Annotated in this window: 11 protein-coding genes and 1 pseudogene; 7 read left to right on the forward strand and 5 right to left on the reverse strand. The window is 38.8% G+C overall.

The window, feature by feature from the left end:
- Window positions 1-1,344: a Gfo/Idh/MocA family protein gene (locus tag P0077_RS05270; RefSeq protein ID WP_276168089.1), complete on the reverse strand. Its 1,344-nt coding sequence runs from the start codon at window positions 1,342-1,344 to the stop codon at window positions 1-3.
- Between the two features lie 9 nt (window positions 1,345-1,353).
- Window positions 1,354-2,283: a sugar phosphate isomerase/epimerase family protein gene (locus tag P0077_RS05275; protein ID WP_276168090.1), complete on the reverse strand. Its 930-nt coding sequence runs from the start codon at window positions 2,281-2,283 to the stop codon at window positions 1,354-1,356.
- A 144-nt stretch (window positions 2,284-2,427) separates the two neighbouring features.
- On the opposite strand from P0077_RS05275, the gene P0077_RS05280 reads away from it, so the two are divergent.
- Window positions 2,428-3,627 carry a fumarylacetoacetate hydrolase family protein gene (locus P0077_RS05280; protein WP_276168091.1) on the forward strand — a complete coding sequence of 400 codons (1,200 nt, stop codon included), beginning with the start codon at window positions 2,428-2,430 and terminating at the stop codon, window positions 3,625-3,627.
- Here the strand turns inward: P0077_RS05280 and P0077_RS05285 are convergent.
- Window positions 3,613-4,164 (reverse strand): RNA polymerase sigma factor, encoded by a 552-nt coding sequence (locus P0077_RS05285; RefSeq protein ID WP_276168092.1) that lies wholly within the window; start codon window positions 4,162-4,164, stop codon window positions 3,613-3,615. The genes P0077_RS05280 and P0077_RS05285 overlap by 15 nt on opposite strands.
- 95 nt (window positions 4,165-4,259) lie before the next feature.
- Between P0077_RS05285 and P0077_RS05290 the strand changes: the two genes are divergently transcribed.
- Window positions 4,260-5,429, forward strand: coding sequence for a FecR family protein (locus P0077_RS05290; protein WP_276168093.1), 1,170 nt, complete (start codon window positions 4,260-4,262; stop codon window positions 5,427-5,429).
- A gap of 54 nt (window positions 5,430-5,483) precedes the next feature.
- Window positions 5,484-8,441 carry a TonB-dependent receptor domain-containing protein gene (locus tag P0077_RS05295; RefSeq protein WP_276168094.1) on the forward strand — a complete coding sequence of 986 codons (2,958 nt, stop codon included), beginning with the start codon at window positions 5,484-5,486 and terminating at the stop codon, window positions 8,439-8,441.
- A 113-nt stretch (window positions 8,442-8,554) separates the two neighbouring features.
- Here the strand turns inward: P0077_RS05295 and P0077_RS05300 are convergent, their stop codons facing one another.
- The gene (locus P0077_RS05300) at window positions 8,555-9,451 is read right to left on the reverse strand and encodes a helix-turn-helix domain-containing protein (RefSeq protein WP_276168095.1); all 897 of its coding nucleotides are present in this window, start codon (window positions 9,449-9,451) and stop codon (window positions 8,555-8,557) included.
- Window positions 9,452-9,632: 181 nt separating this feature from the next.
- Here P0077_RS05300 and P0077_RS05305 point away from each other — a divergent pair, with 181 nt between their 5' ends.
- The 4 genes from P0077_RS05305 to P0077_RS05320 all read left to right on the forward strand — a co-directional run bounded on the left by P0077_RS05305 (window position 9,633) and on the right by P0077_RS05320 (window position 16,323).
- Window positions 9,633-10,706, forward strand: a complete 1,074-nt coding sequence (locus tag P0077_RS05305; RefSeq protein WP_276168096.1) for an efflux RND transporter periplasmic adaptor subunit — start codon at window positions 9,633-9,635, stop codon at window positions 10,704-10,706.
- An 11-nt stretch (window positions 10,707-10,717) separates the two neighbouring features.
- Complete coding sequence (locus tag P0077_RS05310; protein ID WP_276168097.1) at window positions 10,718-13,837, forward strand: efflux RND transporter permease subunit; 3,120 nt, start codon at window positions 10,718-10,720, stop codon at window positions 13,835-13,837.
- Between the two features lie 16 nt (window positions 13,838-13,853).
- The gene (locus tag P0077_RS05315) at window positions 13,854-15,197 is read left to right on the forward strand and encodes a TolC family protein (RefSeq protein ID WP_276168098.1); all 1,344 of its coding nucleotides are present in this window, start codon (window positions 13,854-13,856) and stop codon (window positions 15,195-15,197) included.
- Window positions 15,198-15,270: 73 nt separating this feature from the next.
- On the forward strand, window positions 15,271-16,323 hold the full coding sequence (locus P0077_RS05320) for an adenylate/guanylate cyclase domain-containing protein (RefSeq protein WP_276168099.1): 1,053 nt from the start codon (window positions 15,271-15,273) through the stop codon (window positions 16,321-16,323).
- 60 nt (window positions 16,324-16,383) lie between these two features.
- Here P0077_RS05320 and P0077_RS05325 read toward each other — a convergent pair.
- A pseudogene (locus P0077_RS05325) lies at window positions 16,384-16,815 on the reverse strand (ATP-binding cassette domain-containing protein); the annotation flags it as partial.
- Window positions 16,816-16,990 lie beyond the last annotated feature (175 nt).

Below are 16,990 nucleotides of genomic sequence, written 5' to 3' on the forward strand. Positions count from 1 at the left end.
CTACAGCTTGGGCTCCCAACCTTCTGCATATTCTCGTTTCCACCAATCTTTCATTATTTTATCATTATTAAGAACCTTACCCGTTTTTTGGTCAATCTTTAAGGTTTCTCCAGCGTCTTGTGCCATATTACCTAAATGACAAAGCATAGTAGTTACACTAGCGTCCTTAATATCTGAATTCAAGGATTTATCCTTACGGATAGCTTCAAAAAAGTTACCAATGTGGTTCCAATCTAAATCTCCAGCACCTTGCGTGTTCACCGTAGCACTTTGTTGGCCAGCCTCCTTCTCTTGTTTAATGATATTCCCGTTCAAATCAAATAACTTATAACCTCCACGACTTAGCGTAATAATACCTTTGCTTCCGTAAATAGTAGCTCCCCTACCTGGTTGTTTAGGTATAATTTTACCACGGCTATGACCTGTCCAAGTTATAAACTTATCACCCGGATATTTATAAGTAACTTGTTGGTTATCTACGAACTGCCAATCATCATCATACGCATATTTCCCTCCAAAGGAAGTAACACTTTCAGGTAAATCAACACCTAGTGCCCATCTACATATATCTATTTCATGTGTTCCATTGTTATGTACCTCTCCCGTACCCCATGTTTTAAACCAATGCCAGTTATATGGGTGCACATTATCGCGGTAATCTTCTCGTGGTGCCGGCCCTTGCCATAAATCCCAATCCAAGGTTTTGGGAACTTCTATTACATTTCCCTTACCTATAGAACCCCTGTTATTAGAATAATAGGCCTCACCTTTATATACATCTCCAATTATACCCTCTCCAATTTCCTTTACAGCTAGCTTGGAAGTTTGAGCAGAACGCTGTTGGTTACCCATCTGAACCTTTTTTCCATACTTCTTTTGAGCCTCTACCAATAACTGGTTTTCATACGGGTTATGACTACAAGGCTTCTCTACGTAAACATGCTTACCTGCCTGTAACGCCATTATGGCCATTGGTGCATGCCAATGCTCTGGTGTTGCAATAAAAACGGCGTCTACCTTTTTATTTTTTAAAACTTTTCTAAAGTCCTTCTCCACTTTTGGCACGTAACCTATATTTTCTTTACACCATATGTTATGTTCTTCCAAAATGGTATCATCTACATCACAACTAAACAGTACTTTAGCATTGGGGTCCTTGTGGATTGCCATAAAGTGTGCTTTGGCCCTACTACGAACACCAATTACGGCGCAATTAATACGGTCGCTTGATCCCAAAATTCGCGAATAACTTTCGGCCGACATAGCGTTTATACTTCCTCCAAATGCCAAACCGGCAGCACCTACTGATGCTTTTTTAATAAAATCTCTTCTATCTGAACTCATCTCTATATTTTACAATGTTGCTAATATACCTTTTACGTACCCTATTGATTCCATCATACCTGGTAATGGATCATCTCCCTCTGCCTCATATTCCAAGGCTAAGGTTCCTTTATAATTTAATTTTGAAACGGTCTTTAAAAATGCGGGGAAATCAATGACACCACGACCAATTATACAGGTTTTCCCATCGTGTTCCGCAGCTGTTACATCTTTTAAGTGAATATCAAAAACCCGATCAAAAAACTCAGTCACATCTCCAGAAGGGTCTCTCTTTATCCGCTGGGTATGGCCAATATCTAAGCAAAGGCCCATACGCCTATCCCTATCTTTTATTTTAAGGTAGGCGCTCTCGGCACTAGGGAACACTTTATCTCCGGGGCCATGATTATGAATAGCTAGTTTAATATTGTATGCTTTCACTTTCTCTTCTACATAATCCAAAAGACTATGGCTAGGTACTCCTACAATCATATCCAATTCAGCCATTTTAGCATATTCAAAGGCTTGATCCACCTGCGCATTGGACTTCATATAAATAACTCCAGCGCCATAGAAATCCACACCTTTCTCCTTGCATTCCGCCACTGCACTTTTTATCGTGTGCGCACCCGAATCTAGCGGTAAATGCATACTTTTTAAGGTCATCCGCTTTAAACCGCACCTCAGTGTCATATCTAAAGCCTTTTCCCGGGTGAACTCACGTAGTGTATACGAGGCTACTCCCAGCTTCAAATCGGGTTTTAAAAAATCAGCTTTCTCCTCGGTGGTGGCAGCTTCTGCTAAACTTGGAAAAGATAGCGCTCCAACTCCCAAAACTCCGGCAGATGTTCGCTTTAAGAAACTTCTTCTGTTCGCTTTCATTAACTTGTCTTGTTTGTCTATTTGATTAAATTGGTTTTGGTCTACCATGACAACACCTTCAGATTGCGAAAAAACCATACAAAGGCCACTAAATATATAACACTTTTAAACTTTCTGCAATACATTAGGCATTACCTTAACATAACCTCTGAATTTATATAAAAAAACAAACATTTAATTTGGCTTAATTTCTGTATTTTGGATGTCCCTCAATATGATAAAATGAAAAACTTTGACTTGAACCACCTTATTCCGCAACTAGCAGAAAAGGGCACATGGGTAGGCAGATGTATGGTGCCGGAAAAGAAGGCTTACAATGGTGTAGCCGGACCTCATGTGGTGTTGGCTAAAAATGGTAAAGTCTACGACCTGTCCGAGTATTACAACTCTACCAGCGAGATAATAAATAGCATGACCCCAGTTGCTAGCTTAAAAGTGTTAACCGGCTTACCCATTCTTGGAGGTATAACGGAGGTCTTAAACAATTCCCTTTATTTCAATACCAATCCTGAGCACCCTTACTTCATTGCTCCAAACGATATACAAGCTATAAAAGCATGTGGCGTAACTTTCATTAAAAGTTTACTGGAACGCGTCATTGAAGAAAGAGCAAAAGGAGACGCGCATATTGCCAATGATATACGCCAGACTATATATGATTCCCTTGGCAATGATCTAAGTAAGGTTATAGCAGGTTCTCCGGAAACCGAAAAACTAAAAAAAGAACTTCAGGAAAAAGGGCTTTGGTCTCAATATCTTGAAGTTGGTATTGGCAAAGATGCCGAAGTATTTACCAAAGCCCAACCTTTATCGGCCGTTGGGTTTGGTGCTGAAGTGGGCGTTTTAAAAAGTTCTAAATGGAACAACCCTGAACCAGAAATTGTTCTTGCCGTTTCTTCTTCAGGTAAAATTGTTGGTGCCACATTGGGCAACGATGTAAACCTTCGCGATTACGAAGGTAGGAGCGCCCTATTGCTAGGAGAAGCAAAAGACCAGAATGGATCATGCGCCATAGGGCCCATGTTCAGGTTGTTCGATGAGACTTTTTCCTTAGAGGATGTAAAAAACTGCGAAGTAGATTTTGCCATGCAGGGGAAAGATAATTTCTCCACCTCCGGAAGCAATAAAATGAAGGAAATAAGCCGAACCCCAGAAAATCTGGTAAATCAGGTCATTGGTAAAAACCATCAATATCCGGACGGACTTGTTCTATTCTTAGGCACCATGTTTGCCCCCACCGAAGACCGCAATGCAGAAGGATTGGGCTTTACCCATAAAACAGGCGATCAGGTCAATATTTCATCACCTTATTTAGGCACTCTTATCAATTGGGTAAATACTTGCGACAACATACCAGAGTGGAAATTCGGCATTAGTGCTTTTACAAATTTTATCCTTCAACGTAAGTTAAAAAATACCTAAGATCAAAAACAGAAAAATTGTGGCGTGTTGTCTTAAAAAGTGAAGCGCTTTGGACATCTGGTTCTCCACCGTTTTTATGGAAATATTCATATCCTGCGCAATCTGCTTATACTTCTTTTTTTCCAGTTTATTCTGCACAAATACCTCTTTGCAACGAGGTGGTAATTGAGCGATGAGAACGTTCAGGTTTTTAATTTTAACCTCTACCCTATCTTGTTCATAAGCGGTATCGGCAATCACCTCCCATTTAATTTTCTCCAAACTGTCATACGCAATTTTTTGAGCACGTAGATGTTGCAGAAACTGATTGTAACAACACTTAAACAAATAATTTTTTACCGAGCCCGATATAAGAAGTTGTGTTCTTTTCTCCCAAAGGTTCATTAAGGCATCTTGAACAATATCTTCCGCCAGGTACCTATTATTGCACATCTTAAAGATGTAATTACACAACCAATCATAATATTCAGTGAACAAATACTGGTACGCCTCAGCATTGCCCTTCTGCATTTTCATGACCAGTTTTCGCTCGTTCATTCCTTATGATATTCATTCAAATTTAAATAAAAATGATTCATTCGTAGGGGTTTTTTGACAATTATGCATCATTAAGTTAAAAGGTGTAAATATTTATGAATTACGATGAGCTAATTTCTAAATGGCTAAAAGGAAATATTACTTCCGAAGAGCGAGAACACCTAAACCTCTGGGTATCTGCTAGTGATGCTAATATGGCGCTGTTGAAAAAGCGAATTAAAGAATCTCAACCAACGGGAAAGCTATCCTTTGATTCCAAGACTGCACTGGTAAAATTCAATGCTAAAATTTCCACTCAAAGGCGAAGAAGAAAACACCTAGTTCTTGCATTACCATATACCGCAGTTATAGTTATTCTGGTTTTTTTAGGATTAGAAATGAAGGGCTCTTTATTCTCATCCAATCCTAAAGAGCCTATATCCAAAACGGTTGCTGCACCAAACTTACAGGAAAATATAACCATTATCTTGGCAGACGGAAGCACAAGAACCCTGAGCAGCGATGGCAACGAGATCTTAACCGATGCACAAGGAAACATTATTGCCGATAAAAATACAAACGCACTCAATTTTAGTGACCAGCACAACTCGGGCTCTCAGCAAGTGGTTTACAATGAAATTTATATTCCGCATGGACAGACCTTTAAAATAAGACTTTCTGATGGTACTTCGGTTTGGCTGAATGCCGGCTCAAAACTAAAATTCCCAACAAGTTTCAAAAATGATTCGCTCCACACTAGAACTGTTTTTCTAGAGGGGGAAGGCTTTTTTGATGTAACCCAAAACAAGAAAAAGCCTTTTTTGGTCGTAACACAAGGGGTTGAGGTTAAAGTTCTCGGGACTCAATTCAATCTTTCGTCCTACGAAACCGATGAAAATATAGCCACTACTTTAATTGAAGGCAAGGTGACCCTATCAGAATCCAACAAGCCAGATAATGAGATAGAACTATCCCCAACTTTCCAAGCAAATTATAAAAAGTCTGAGAACAACTTTAGTAAAACAAAAGTAGACACATCGATCTACACCGCTTGGATGGAAAACAAATTAATAATCGACAATCTTAAATTCTCTGACATTTTAATAAAACTAGAACGAGTGCACCAAGTAAAGTTTCTAAACAATGCGAAACATTTGAACAACGAGGTGTTTAAGGGCGAGTTTGAAAATGAAACTATAGAAGCCGTATTGAACACTATTTCCCTTAGCACACCCTTTGAATATACCATCGACCAGAATACAATTACAATAGAGAGTAAAAGCTAGAATAATCAATATTACACAAACAACTAATTGCTAACAATCAAATACACAAAAATCATGAAACACAACCAAGAACACGGTGCCCAAGCTACAATGCGCCTAAAACAGATAAATCTAAAGACTATGCTGAATCTTCTGTCCGCATTCTTTATCGTTTTCCAAGTGAATGCAAATACTTCTTCCCAAAAAGAAATAAATCTAGACTATGATAATGCACCTTTAAAACAAATCTTAAAGGAGATAAAAACGCAAACCGATTACAGCTTTTTCTACAACACAAAAGAGATAGACGACTCTAAGAAAATATCTTTCCATGTGAATGGTGAAATCATTGGTAAGGTATTAACGAAGCTTTCCGAAAAAGCATCTTTTGATTTCAAGGTAAATGGAAAACAAATTGTTTTAACCAAGAAATCGGAAAGCACTAACGCATTGCAAGAAAAAGAAATTGAAGGCACTGTAAAGGATGCTACCGGTATGCCGCTCTCCGGTGCAAGTATTGTTATTAAAGGCACTACAACCGGAGCGCAAACCGACTTTGACGGTAACTTTACCATTACCGCTCCAGATGATACTGCCGTACTTGTCATTTCTTATATTGGATTTGAAACTTTAGAAGTCCCTGTTGCCGGAAAAAGCTCTTTCAACATCACTTTAAAAGAAGCTGCCGCTCAATTGGACAACGTGGTTATCGTAGGTTCTAGAAATCCAAACAGAACCTCCACAGAAACCGCAACTGCCGTAGATGTAATTCCTATGGAGGACGTGGTCTCTAAAACCGGTAAAATAGAAGTCAACCAATTACTGCAGTACGCGGCACCTTCTTTTAATGCCAACAAGCAGTCCGGTTCTGATGGCGCGGACCATATAGACCCTGCTTCTTTGCGTGGTTTAGGACCTGACCAAACTTTGGTTTTAATCAACGGTAAAAGAAGACACCAATCTTCGCTGATCAACGTATTTGGCACACGAGGTAGAGGTAATACAGGTACCGACCTTAACGCTATTCCTGCCGCGGCAATCAAAAGAATTGAGATTTTAAGAGATGGGGCTTCCGCACAATATGGTTCTGATGCCATTGCAGGTGTAATCAATATTGTATTGAAAGATAGAACGGACGAACTTTCCGGCTCTATCAGCTATGGGGCTTACAATACAAATGCCAAAGGTGATTTCCCTGATGGTACTCCAAATACAGATGGTAATCGTTTAGATACCGAAAGAGATGGAAATGCAATTGGTAATGACCAAAATTTTGATGGTGGCTCTATAAAGTTCGCCGCTAATTACGGAGTTAAGATAGGTGAAGAAGGTTACGCCAACTTTACCACGGAATATATTGCCAAAAATAAAATACTTAGACCCGGTTTTGACTTTAGAAGAGGTTTTGGTGAAGCGGCCATTGACGGTTTCAATTTTTTTGGAAATATGAGTATTCCTGTTTCGGATAAAACTGAAATTTATGCTTTTGGAGGAAGAAACTATAGAGATACCGATGCCTTTGCATTTACTCGTAACAACCCTACGGAACGTAATGTAGTAGGTATTTACCCAAATGCATTCACCCCAAGAATCACCTCTAATATTATTGATAATTCCGTTGCCGTTGGTGTGCGAACAGAAATGGACAATGGTTGGAACGTAGATATTAGTAACACTTACGGTAAAAACCTATTTCACTATTTTATTAAGGGTTCTTTGAATGCTTCACTTGAAGAAGCATCTCCAACCGATTTTGATGCAGGTGGACATAGCCTTAGCCAAAACGTTACCAATCTTGATATTTCCAAGTTTTATGAAGATATCATGGCCGGTATGAACCTCGCTTTTGGTGCGGAGTACAAAACAGAGAATTTTGAGATTTTTGCTGGTGAAGCCACATCTTACGGGACTTTTGATGTAGACGGTGCACTAATAACAAACCCTGCTACCCAAACCATACCTACTGATCCAATTACCGGTAACCAAAGACCTGGTGGCTCTCAAGGCTTTCCTGGATACAGCCCTGATAACGAAATAGACCGAAGCCGAAGCAATGTTTCTCTTTACGGAGATTTAGAATTGGACGTTACCGAAAAATTCTTGGTAAGTGGTGCCGCACGTTTTGAGTATTTCAGTGATTTTGGTAGTACTACCAATGGAAAGTTGGCGGCAAGATACAAAGCAACCGAAAATTTCAATATTAGGGGTTCTGTAAGTTCTGGTTTTAGAGCTCCATCATTAGCTCAGATTTATTACAACCTTAAATTCACCAACTTTATTGGTGGTGTGGCTTCGGAATCTTTATTATCTCCTAATAACAGTCCGGTTACCGCTTCTTTTGGTATTGGCCCTTTAAAAGAAGAAAAAGCATTTAATGCCGCTCTTGGTTTCACGGCAAAAGCAGGAAACTTTACAGCTACCGTAGATGGGTATTATATTGACATTAAAGATAGGATTGTATTAACCGGGGATTTCCCTGCCCCACAGATCGATAATGTTAACTCCGCTCAATTTTTTGTAAACGGTGTGGATACCAAAACATCGGGTCTAGATGTAATTTTATCTTACAAAAACAGTCTTTCGGAAGACAGTTCGTTCAGTGCAACCTTCTTGGCGAACTTTAATGACATGAAGATTGAGAGTGTAAATAATGGAAGTTTAGATGAAAGCACATTTTTTGGCGCAAGAGACAAAGCCTTCTTATTAGCCTCTGCTCCAGACAGTAAACTAAACTTGAATCTTACCTATGATAAAAGTTGGTTTGACGCTGCACTAAGTTTCACTCGTTTCAGCGAAATAGAATTAGTAGATTATGGTTTGGCAACTGATAGATACAGCGCCAAAACCGTGACTGATTTAAACTTTGGTTTTGAACTTAGCGAAAGTTTGAAATTAAACGTAGGTAGCAACAACCTTTTTAATATATACCCAGACCAGCAAGATGCCGATTCTGATTCCGGTGGATACTGGGATGCCGTACAAATGGGATTTGCAGGATCTTTTTACTATGCTAGACTCAGCTTTACGTTCTAAAACAAGCACTTGTATTTGTTTTAGCTAAGTGCCAAAAGCTACTCAATATTGTGTTGAGTAGCTTTTTTAATTTTCAACCTATTTAATCCACAATGGCAGGATTAAATATCAAATCAACCTTCAACACGTAGGAGTTCTTTTTGTCGCTTTCTAAAAGCTTTGGGAGTTTCACCAACCGCTTTTTTAAAGGTTTTGGTAAAATAAGAATTGTCATAGAAACTAAAATAATGTGCTATTTCTTCGCTACTCATTTCAGTATAGGTAAGGTATCTTTTAACCTCCACAATAAGCCTTTCGTTGATTAACTCACTCACACTTCTTCCCGTATTCTTTTTGGTCAATCGGTTTAAATGCTGGGGGGTCATGAACATTTGGGAAGCATAATCCGCCACACTACGGTTACTTTTAAATTGTTTGTTTATTAAAGATTCCAACGCTAAAATATGTTTGGCATCAACACTGATCTTATCTCCTTTAGATTTTTCATAAAGTCTAGATAGTTTTACCAGCATAAGGGTTAAAAGAGCCTCTAGGGCATCATACTTTAAAATAACATCGCTATGGTATTCCAGCTCCATTTCACGTAGCAAGGCATGAAACAAAAATTTGTCTTTTTCAACCATTTCAACCATTGGGCTACTCAAAAAACCACTAAATATAGGTAACGACTGTATCCATTGTTGCGCACCTGGCTTTAATAAAAAATCTTTTTGAAAGAGGACACCAAACCCTTCCGTAAATTCACCTTTTGCTGTAACTACTTGCCCGGGACTACAGAAATACACTGAGTTGGCACTGGTTTTATAGGAGTTGAAATCTACATGTATTTCTCCATCACCTTCTATAAAAAATACAACGCCGTAATTTAGGTTTCTAAGCGGATTTCCGCTTTTGATAAGGTTAGAAACATTTTCGGCCTTAAAAATTAAAAACCCAGGATGATTCTTATTTTCCTTTATTCCGGTTTCTTTATAAAGTTCCGGCAATCCCATTTTCGGTATATCTTCCATAATCATGGTATAAATCCATCGAAATCTACCATTTTACCCCATTAAAACCATGATTTTCCTCCATTATGTTCTAATAATACCATAAATGGCTTTGTTACTACCATTTTTAGCCTTGTAACCGGCTTAATTTTGCACTCTTAAAATTGAAAACCCAAAAATGATACTTAAATCCCTATTTCATATGAAAGATAAATACCTACGGGTGATACTAAAAAGTGTTTCAATTGCCATAGTTCTTCTTGCTGCTGTTAGTTGTGGTAGTGAAGAAAAGACCCAAACCAATAAAGTAATTAAGATTAAAGTTTTAAATGTTGGCTCCAACCCAGCTTCTTCAAATGCCCAAATAGAGTACAATGGCACAATTGAATCTGATGTGGCAATTAATGCAAGCTTTCAGGTTTCGGGTACCGTTTTAAGTGTTCCTGTGCGCATAGGAGATTTCGTAAAAAAGAATCAATTGATCGCTCAAATAGATGGAACTGTATATACCAGTCAATATGAACAGCAATTGGCTCAAGAAAGACTGGCCAAAGAAAATTATGAACGTATAAATAATGTTTTTCAAAAAGGGAGTATCGCAGAAATTAGAATGTTAGAGGCACGTTCGCAATATGAACAAGCACAAGCAGCTGCAAAAATGAGCTATCAGAATGTACGCCATGCTAAATTATACGCCCCTATGGATGGCTACATAAGCGATAAGATGATGGAAGCCGGTGATCTGGCACAACCAGGACTACCTGTAGTGGAATTGGTAAATATTAAGACGGTTAAAGCCGTACTTGCTATTCCTGATAGTGAAATAAATAACATAACTAAAGGAGACACCGCTACGGTGGTAGTTCCTTCATTAGGGGATATGGATATTTCTGGTATTGTTGACGAGATTTCCATTCAATCCGATCAAGGCTCACCAGTTTATACGGCTTATGTAAAACTGAATAATGCCGAAAAGAAAATAAAACCAGGTATGACCTGTACCGTAAGTTTTAAAAATTCAAAAAGCGGTAATGCAGATGGGAAACCAACTATTATCATTCCGTCAGAAAGTATTGCCGTTACGGAAGATGGTAAGCGTTTTGTATATGTAGCCAACGGAAATAGCGCGGACAGACGCTACGTAGAAACCGGCAGATTATATGACAGCGGCATAGCAATTACAAACGGCTTGAAAAAAGGAGACCAACTTATCGTTTCGGGTTACCACAAGCTTACACAGAGTACGACCGTGGAAATCATTAATGACTCCAAATAAGACAGTAGAAGATGAAGAAAAAAAGCGGAGCCATAGATTGGGCATTTAAACACTCTACATTTCCTTTTGTACTCGTAATGTCTTTTGTACTGATGGGAATTTACGGGCTTTTAAATATGCCTCGGAACGAATTCCCTGACTTTACTATACGTCAAGGACTGATTATTGGGGCTTATCCGGGCGCATCTTCCGATAAGGTTGCAGAAGAACTGACCTCTAAAGTTGAAGAATTTTTATTCAGCTATAACGAAGTTGATAAAACCAAAACGTATTCGTATTCCAAAGATGGACTCATGTACATCTATGTAGAAGTATCGGATAAGATAGACCATAACGCTACCGAGCAATTCTGGAATAAGCTAAAGGCTGAGATTTTAATTTTTCAGCAGCTAGAATTACCTCGTGAAGTGCAAGGTGTAATGGTGAACAGTGATTTTGGTAGCACTGCTGCTTTGGTACTGGGCGTAGAATCCGAAACAAGACCGTATAAAGATCTTCAGCGTCATGTTGAAGATATAGAAGATGAGTTCCGACAAATAGATAATTTGGCGAAAATTTCACATTCTGGAGGGCTAACGGAGCAAATTTCGGTGTACGTAGATCAAGATAAATTGGCAAGTTACGGCATAACCCCGCAGGTAATTACTTCCAGCTTACAAAGTCAAGGAGCTGTATTCGGTTCTGGATCATTGGAGAGCGATACCAAAGAAAGACCTATATATCTTGAGACCACCGTAAAAAATGAATCGGATATTGCACGACAGGTAATTAAAACCGAGGCGAACGGAAATGTTATTAGAGTTAGAGATGTTGCCCATGTGGTGCGCGAATATGATAATCCGGATTCGTACTTAACCATGAACGGTACAAAGGGTATGATAATTACCTTAGAAATGGCTAAAAAAGGAAACATCGTTCAGTTTGGTGATGAGATCGATGAAAGACTTGACAAAATCATCAGCGAAATGCCCGATGATATTAAAATTACCAAAATTGCGAATCAGCCAGAAGTAGTAGACCATTCTATCAGTCACTTTATGAAAGAATTCGGTTTTGCTTTGATAGGGGTAATCTTGGTGACCCTCTTGCTTCTTCCAATTAGGGTAGCATCTGTGGCCGCGGCTACCATACCAATTACCATTGCGGCTACTTTGTGTATCATGTACTTTCTAGGTATTGAACTGAATACGGTTACCTTGGCCGCATTAATCGTGGTATTGGGTATTGTGGTAGATGACCCTATCGTAATTATTGATAATTACGTGGAGAAATTAGATGAGGGCATGTCCATTCCTGAAGCTGCCGTTAGTAGTGCTAAAGAATTGTTCCCTTCCGTATTTACGGCTACATTGGCCATTTCTGCTACTTTCTATCCGTTGTTGTTCTTTATGGATGGTGTAGCATCCGATTTTATTAGTGCCTTCCCTTATGTTATTATCATAGCATTGACTTTATCCTTATTGATATCCATCCTTATTGTTCCCATGATCAATTCCATATTTATTAAAAAGGGACTTCATGATGATCCGGAGAATAAAGACAAGGATGGTAAAAAGTCGATGCTGGATCGGTTGCAGTCGTTCTTTGATTCCGCGGTAAACAAAGCTATGGCGCATTATAAGATTACTGTCTTTTCCGGTATTGCAGCTATCGTAATCGGTGTTTTGCTTTTTGGCGGGGTTAGTCAGCAGTTGTTCCCAAAGGTTGAGCGTAACCAATTTTCCATAGAAATTAATTTAGCTCCGGGAAATAGTTTAGAAGAAACGGCAAAGGTCGTTACCAGGTTTGAAGAGATTTTAAGTGCTGACGAACGTGTAGCCGATTACACCAGTTTTGTTGGCCAGAGTTCACCTCGTTTTCACACCCTTTATGCCCCAAATCTTCCTGCAAAAAATTATGCTCAGATTTTAGTGACCACCATCTCTGATGACGCCACGGTAGAAGTCTTGAACGACTATGATGAAAAGTATGCCGACATGTATCCACAGGCCTATTTAAGAATGAAACAGTTAGATATGGCCGGTGTTAATGCACCAATAGAGGTTCGTATGTATGGCGAGGATATTGATCAGTTGAAAAAATATAGTGATACCATTATCAATATAGCACGTGCAACGCCAAAGACAATCTGGAGCAGAACCGATTACGGTGATATGAAAGAGGCGGTGCAAATTGACGTTAAATATAACGAAGCTGCTAGGTTGGGATTAAACAATAGAGATATTGCAAATGCCGTAGCGGTCAACACTACAGGTTTAAAAGCTACGGAAGTTTGGGATAAGGATTATCCTATTGATGTCAAAATTAAAAGTGAAAATCAGCACCATCAAAATATAACGGACCTAGAACAGTTATCAATTATTTCTCCACAGAGAGGAGCTGCAGTTCCGTTACGTCAAGTTGCAGATATATCTTCGGAATGGAATCAAGAAACTATTGTGAACAGAAATGGCACACGTTGTTTAACTGTTCGTGTAGATATTACCAAAGATGCCGTTGCCAATGAGGTACTGGCAGAAATGACTCCTAACATTGAAGCAATTGACTTTCCCGAGGATATACGAATAGAATATGGCGGCGAGTACGAGCTTCAAATCGAAAACAACAAACCTATGGGTCTTTCCCTCATGCTAAGTGTTGTTTTAATTTTCTTGATTCTATTATGGCACTTTAAGAGCTTTATGCATGCCGTTTTAAGTTTCATTACCATGCCACTAAGTATTTTTGGTGCAGCTGTTGGTCTATTGTTAATGCAATACCCTTTCGGGTTTACCTCTTTCCTTGGTCTATTGGCACTTTGCGGAATTGTAGTAAGAAACGGTATCATCTTAATTGACTATGCAGATGAGCTTAGACATGAACATAATTACAGTGTAAAGAAAGCGGCTATTCTTGCAGCGGAAAGACGTATGCGCCCTATTTTCTTGACATCTTCCGCAGCAGCAGTTGGGGTAATACCTATGATCGTTAGTCGCTCTAGTCTTTGGGGTCCTTTGGGAACCGTAATCGCATTCGGACTCATGTTCTCTATGGTGCTTACTCTTTTTGTCCTTCCAGTTTTGTATTGGTTGTTCTTTAGAAAAGAAGATGATGAGACAGTTGATGGGGAAATCGTTAAAGCTGAAGTTTAATAGTAGAATAGTAATAATGATGTATATAAAATCACAAAATACGGTTATAAATAAAGTCCTGTTATTTTCCGTAATCGGATGCATGTTTTTAGGACTGAATAGCACTTTTGCTCAGCAAATAACTTTAGAAGAAAGTCAAAAGGCCGCCCTTAAACACAGTAATGCGATAAAAAACGGCTTATTGACCATTGAAAAGTCCCAAGCTTTTAAGCGTGAGATGGTGGCAAACTATTTTCCTAATGTAGAAGCAAGCGCCTTAGGGCTTTATGCCCCTAATGACCTTATAGGACCTATTGAGGGTTTCCTTCCCAACGGAATAGATAATTTATATAGCGCCAGTGCCACGGCTACAGAAGTTATCTATGCTGGTGGCAGCATTAGAAATTCTAATGCTTTGGCAGATATTCAATTAGAAACTTCTCAAATTAGGGCAGAACAAGTTGTAGATTCGGTTTTATTGGTAACCGAAAATAAGTTCTGGCAGCTTGTACAATTGCAAGAGCAGCAAAAAGTAATAGAGACCAATGAGACTTATTTAAACGAACTTTTAAAACAACAGCAAGACTTATTGGAGGCAGGTTTAATTGCTAAAAATCAATTATTGCAAGTGAAGGTAAACCGTAGCGAACTGTTTTTGAACAAAAGCCGGGTAGAGAACATGCGTAAATTGGCATTATTAGATTTTGCGCTGTATGTAGGCGTAGCTTATACACCCGATATGGTAGCCGATGCGGATTTTGAAAATATAACTCCGCCAGAACTGAAGTATGAATCCCCAGATTTAGACCTTAGCGGTAATAGCAATTACCAGCTTCTTGAAAAATCGATAACAGCAAGCAGCCTACAAACCAAAATGGCGAAGGCAGATTTATTACCCTCTTTTGCCGTTGGTGTAAGTGCCCAAGAGTTTGGTGCCGTTGATAGTTCTATCGATAGTCAATTTACGGGTTTTGCTTTTGGTTCCTTGAGTATTCCTATTTCCAATTGGTGGGGCAGCGGAAAGCAAAAGGTGAAGCAAGAGAAAATACAGGAAGAAATTACGCAAAACAATAAAAAAGATGGTATTGACCAACTAAAAGTGGCTATTACTCAAAGCTGGTATGATTTGGTAAATGCCCATGAGCAAATAACTTATGCGTTAGAAAACAAGCAACTGGCCGAGGAAAACTTAAAGGTAAACCGTGATAATTATGATAACGGGTTAAGCGGACTTACGGATTTGCTAGATGCACAGGCAATGGCGCAGAACGCACAGTCCAACCTTATTAATGCGTACACAAATTTTGAGAACAAAGAGATCACCTACTTATATAGAACAGACCAATTGATGGCACCTACATTAGAAAGCCTAAAAGACTAAAACTGTTCTATAGTAACATTTTTAGAATCTAATATTACTAAAATACCACATTGGTAAGGTCTTGCTGTGTCTTATGAAGAAAAAACAAATCATTAGAATATTGACACTAGCACTAATGTGGTTCATTGCCATCTTGGCTTTTGATATTGTACTAAATATAAAGGTTTTTGAAAGGGGAGATTGGCTTCCTTATTATCAATATACCTTTACAACGGTCTTACCCCTTATCCTAATATACTGTGTAATTATAAGTGTTAGCGAGGTCTTTTTTATGCGGGCCATGCTTCGCGATTATCCTTTTGCAGTTGTTGTACTCACAAAAACAGTGTTGCAATTTGCCGTAATTTATGTCGTTCATTTTTTAGGAGCGTATTTCATTACGCAAATAATGCCCTTGAGTCCTAACGATGCTGTAAATACGCATTACGCCTATCTTGGGACTTCATTTAATGCATTCTATGTAACTTATTTTTTTATCGTCAGTTTTCATTTTAGCCTTTACGCTCAGGTTTCTAGAAAGTTTGGTTCAACCAACCTGTTCGATATTATAAAGGGAACCTACTTTAGACCGAAAGAAGATGAACGTATTTTTATGTTTTTAGATTTAAATCAGTCTACCACGATTGCCGAGGAAATAGGACATTTAAAATACAGTAGGCTCATTCAAAAATGCTTTACAAAACTTACCCATCATATAGATAATTATGATGCAGAGGTATACCAATATGTTGGTGATGAAGCAGTGCTGACTTGGCGTAATTCCAATACCAAAGCGGCAAGGCAATGTGTAGCCCTGTATGCAGTATTTAAGGACAACCTTTTAAAGGCGGCTCCTGAGTTTGAAAAGGAATTTGGAGTAACGCCCAAATTTAAGGTAGGGGTCAGTTTTGGCACTGTAGCCATTGCCGAGGTAGGCGACTATAAACGAGATATTGCCTTTCATGGCACCGTATTGAATACAGGGGCAAGATTATGCCAGTTATGCAAAGAAATTAAAGAGGATATTCTTTTCTCGGACTCTTTTTCCAATCTTGAAAAATCGAATGCCCATCACTTAGAGTATGTTGGTGATTATATGCTCACCGGTAGAAGAACATTAGAAAAGGTGTACCGATTAGTACTATAAACTTCTCAATGTTGATTTGCATTTATAAGTAAAAGGCAAAGTATTTCAATACCAATACTCCTACTTCATCAAATTAATTTCAGCAATACTCTTAATTCTGTTTCGCTCTAAGAAAGCATCAATTGTTTCAAAATGCTCAATTACCCTTTGCTCTTTAAACTCAAACACTTTTTCGGACAGTCCTTGTAGAAAATCACGATCGTGAGATACCAAAATTAAGGTGCCATCATAGGTTGATAATGCTTCTTTTAATACATCTTTTGACTTCAGGTCCAAATGGTTGGTGGGCTCATCCAATATTAAAAGGTTTACGGGTTCCAACAGTAATTTTACCATTGCCAATCTCGTTTTTTCCCCACCAGAAAGCATACTTACCTTCTTATCAATATCATCACCACTGAACATAAATCTGCCCAGAATATTCTTGATTTGATTGCGGATATCACCAAAAGCAACCTCATCTACAGTCTGAAAGATTGTAAGGTCCGGATCCTGGCGTTACCCCTGCCCATAAGGGACTTGCACCCTCTAGATTAATTAACTACTTTTCTGTAGTTAAAAGATGCCCATGCTGGGCACACAAACGCGTTATGACCAATGGCCCAAAATCATTAGCCTGCAAAAGGACCGCTCATCATAACACTATCGTTAGTGGCAAGCAACTAAA

Origin of the sequence: Zobellia alginiliquefaciens (assembly GCF_029323795.1) — a bacterium.
Lineage (GTDB): Bacteria > Bacteroidota > Bacteroidia > Flavobacteriales > Flavobacteriaceae > Zobellia > Zobellia alginiliquefaciens.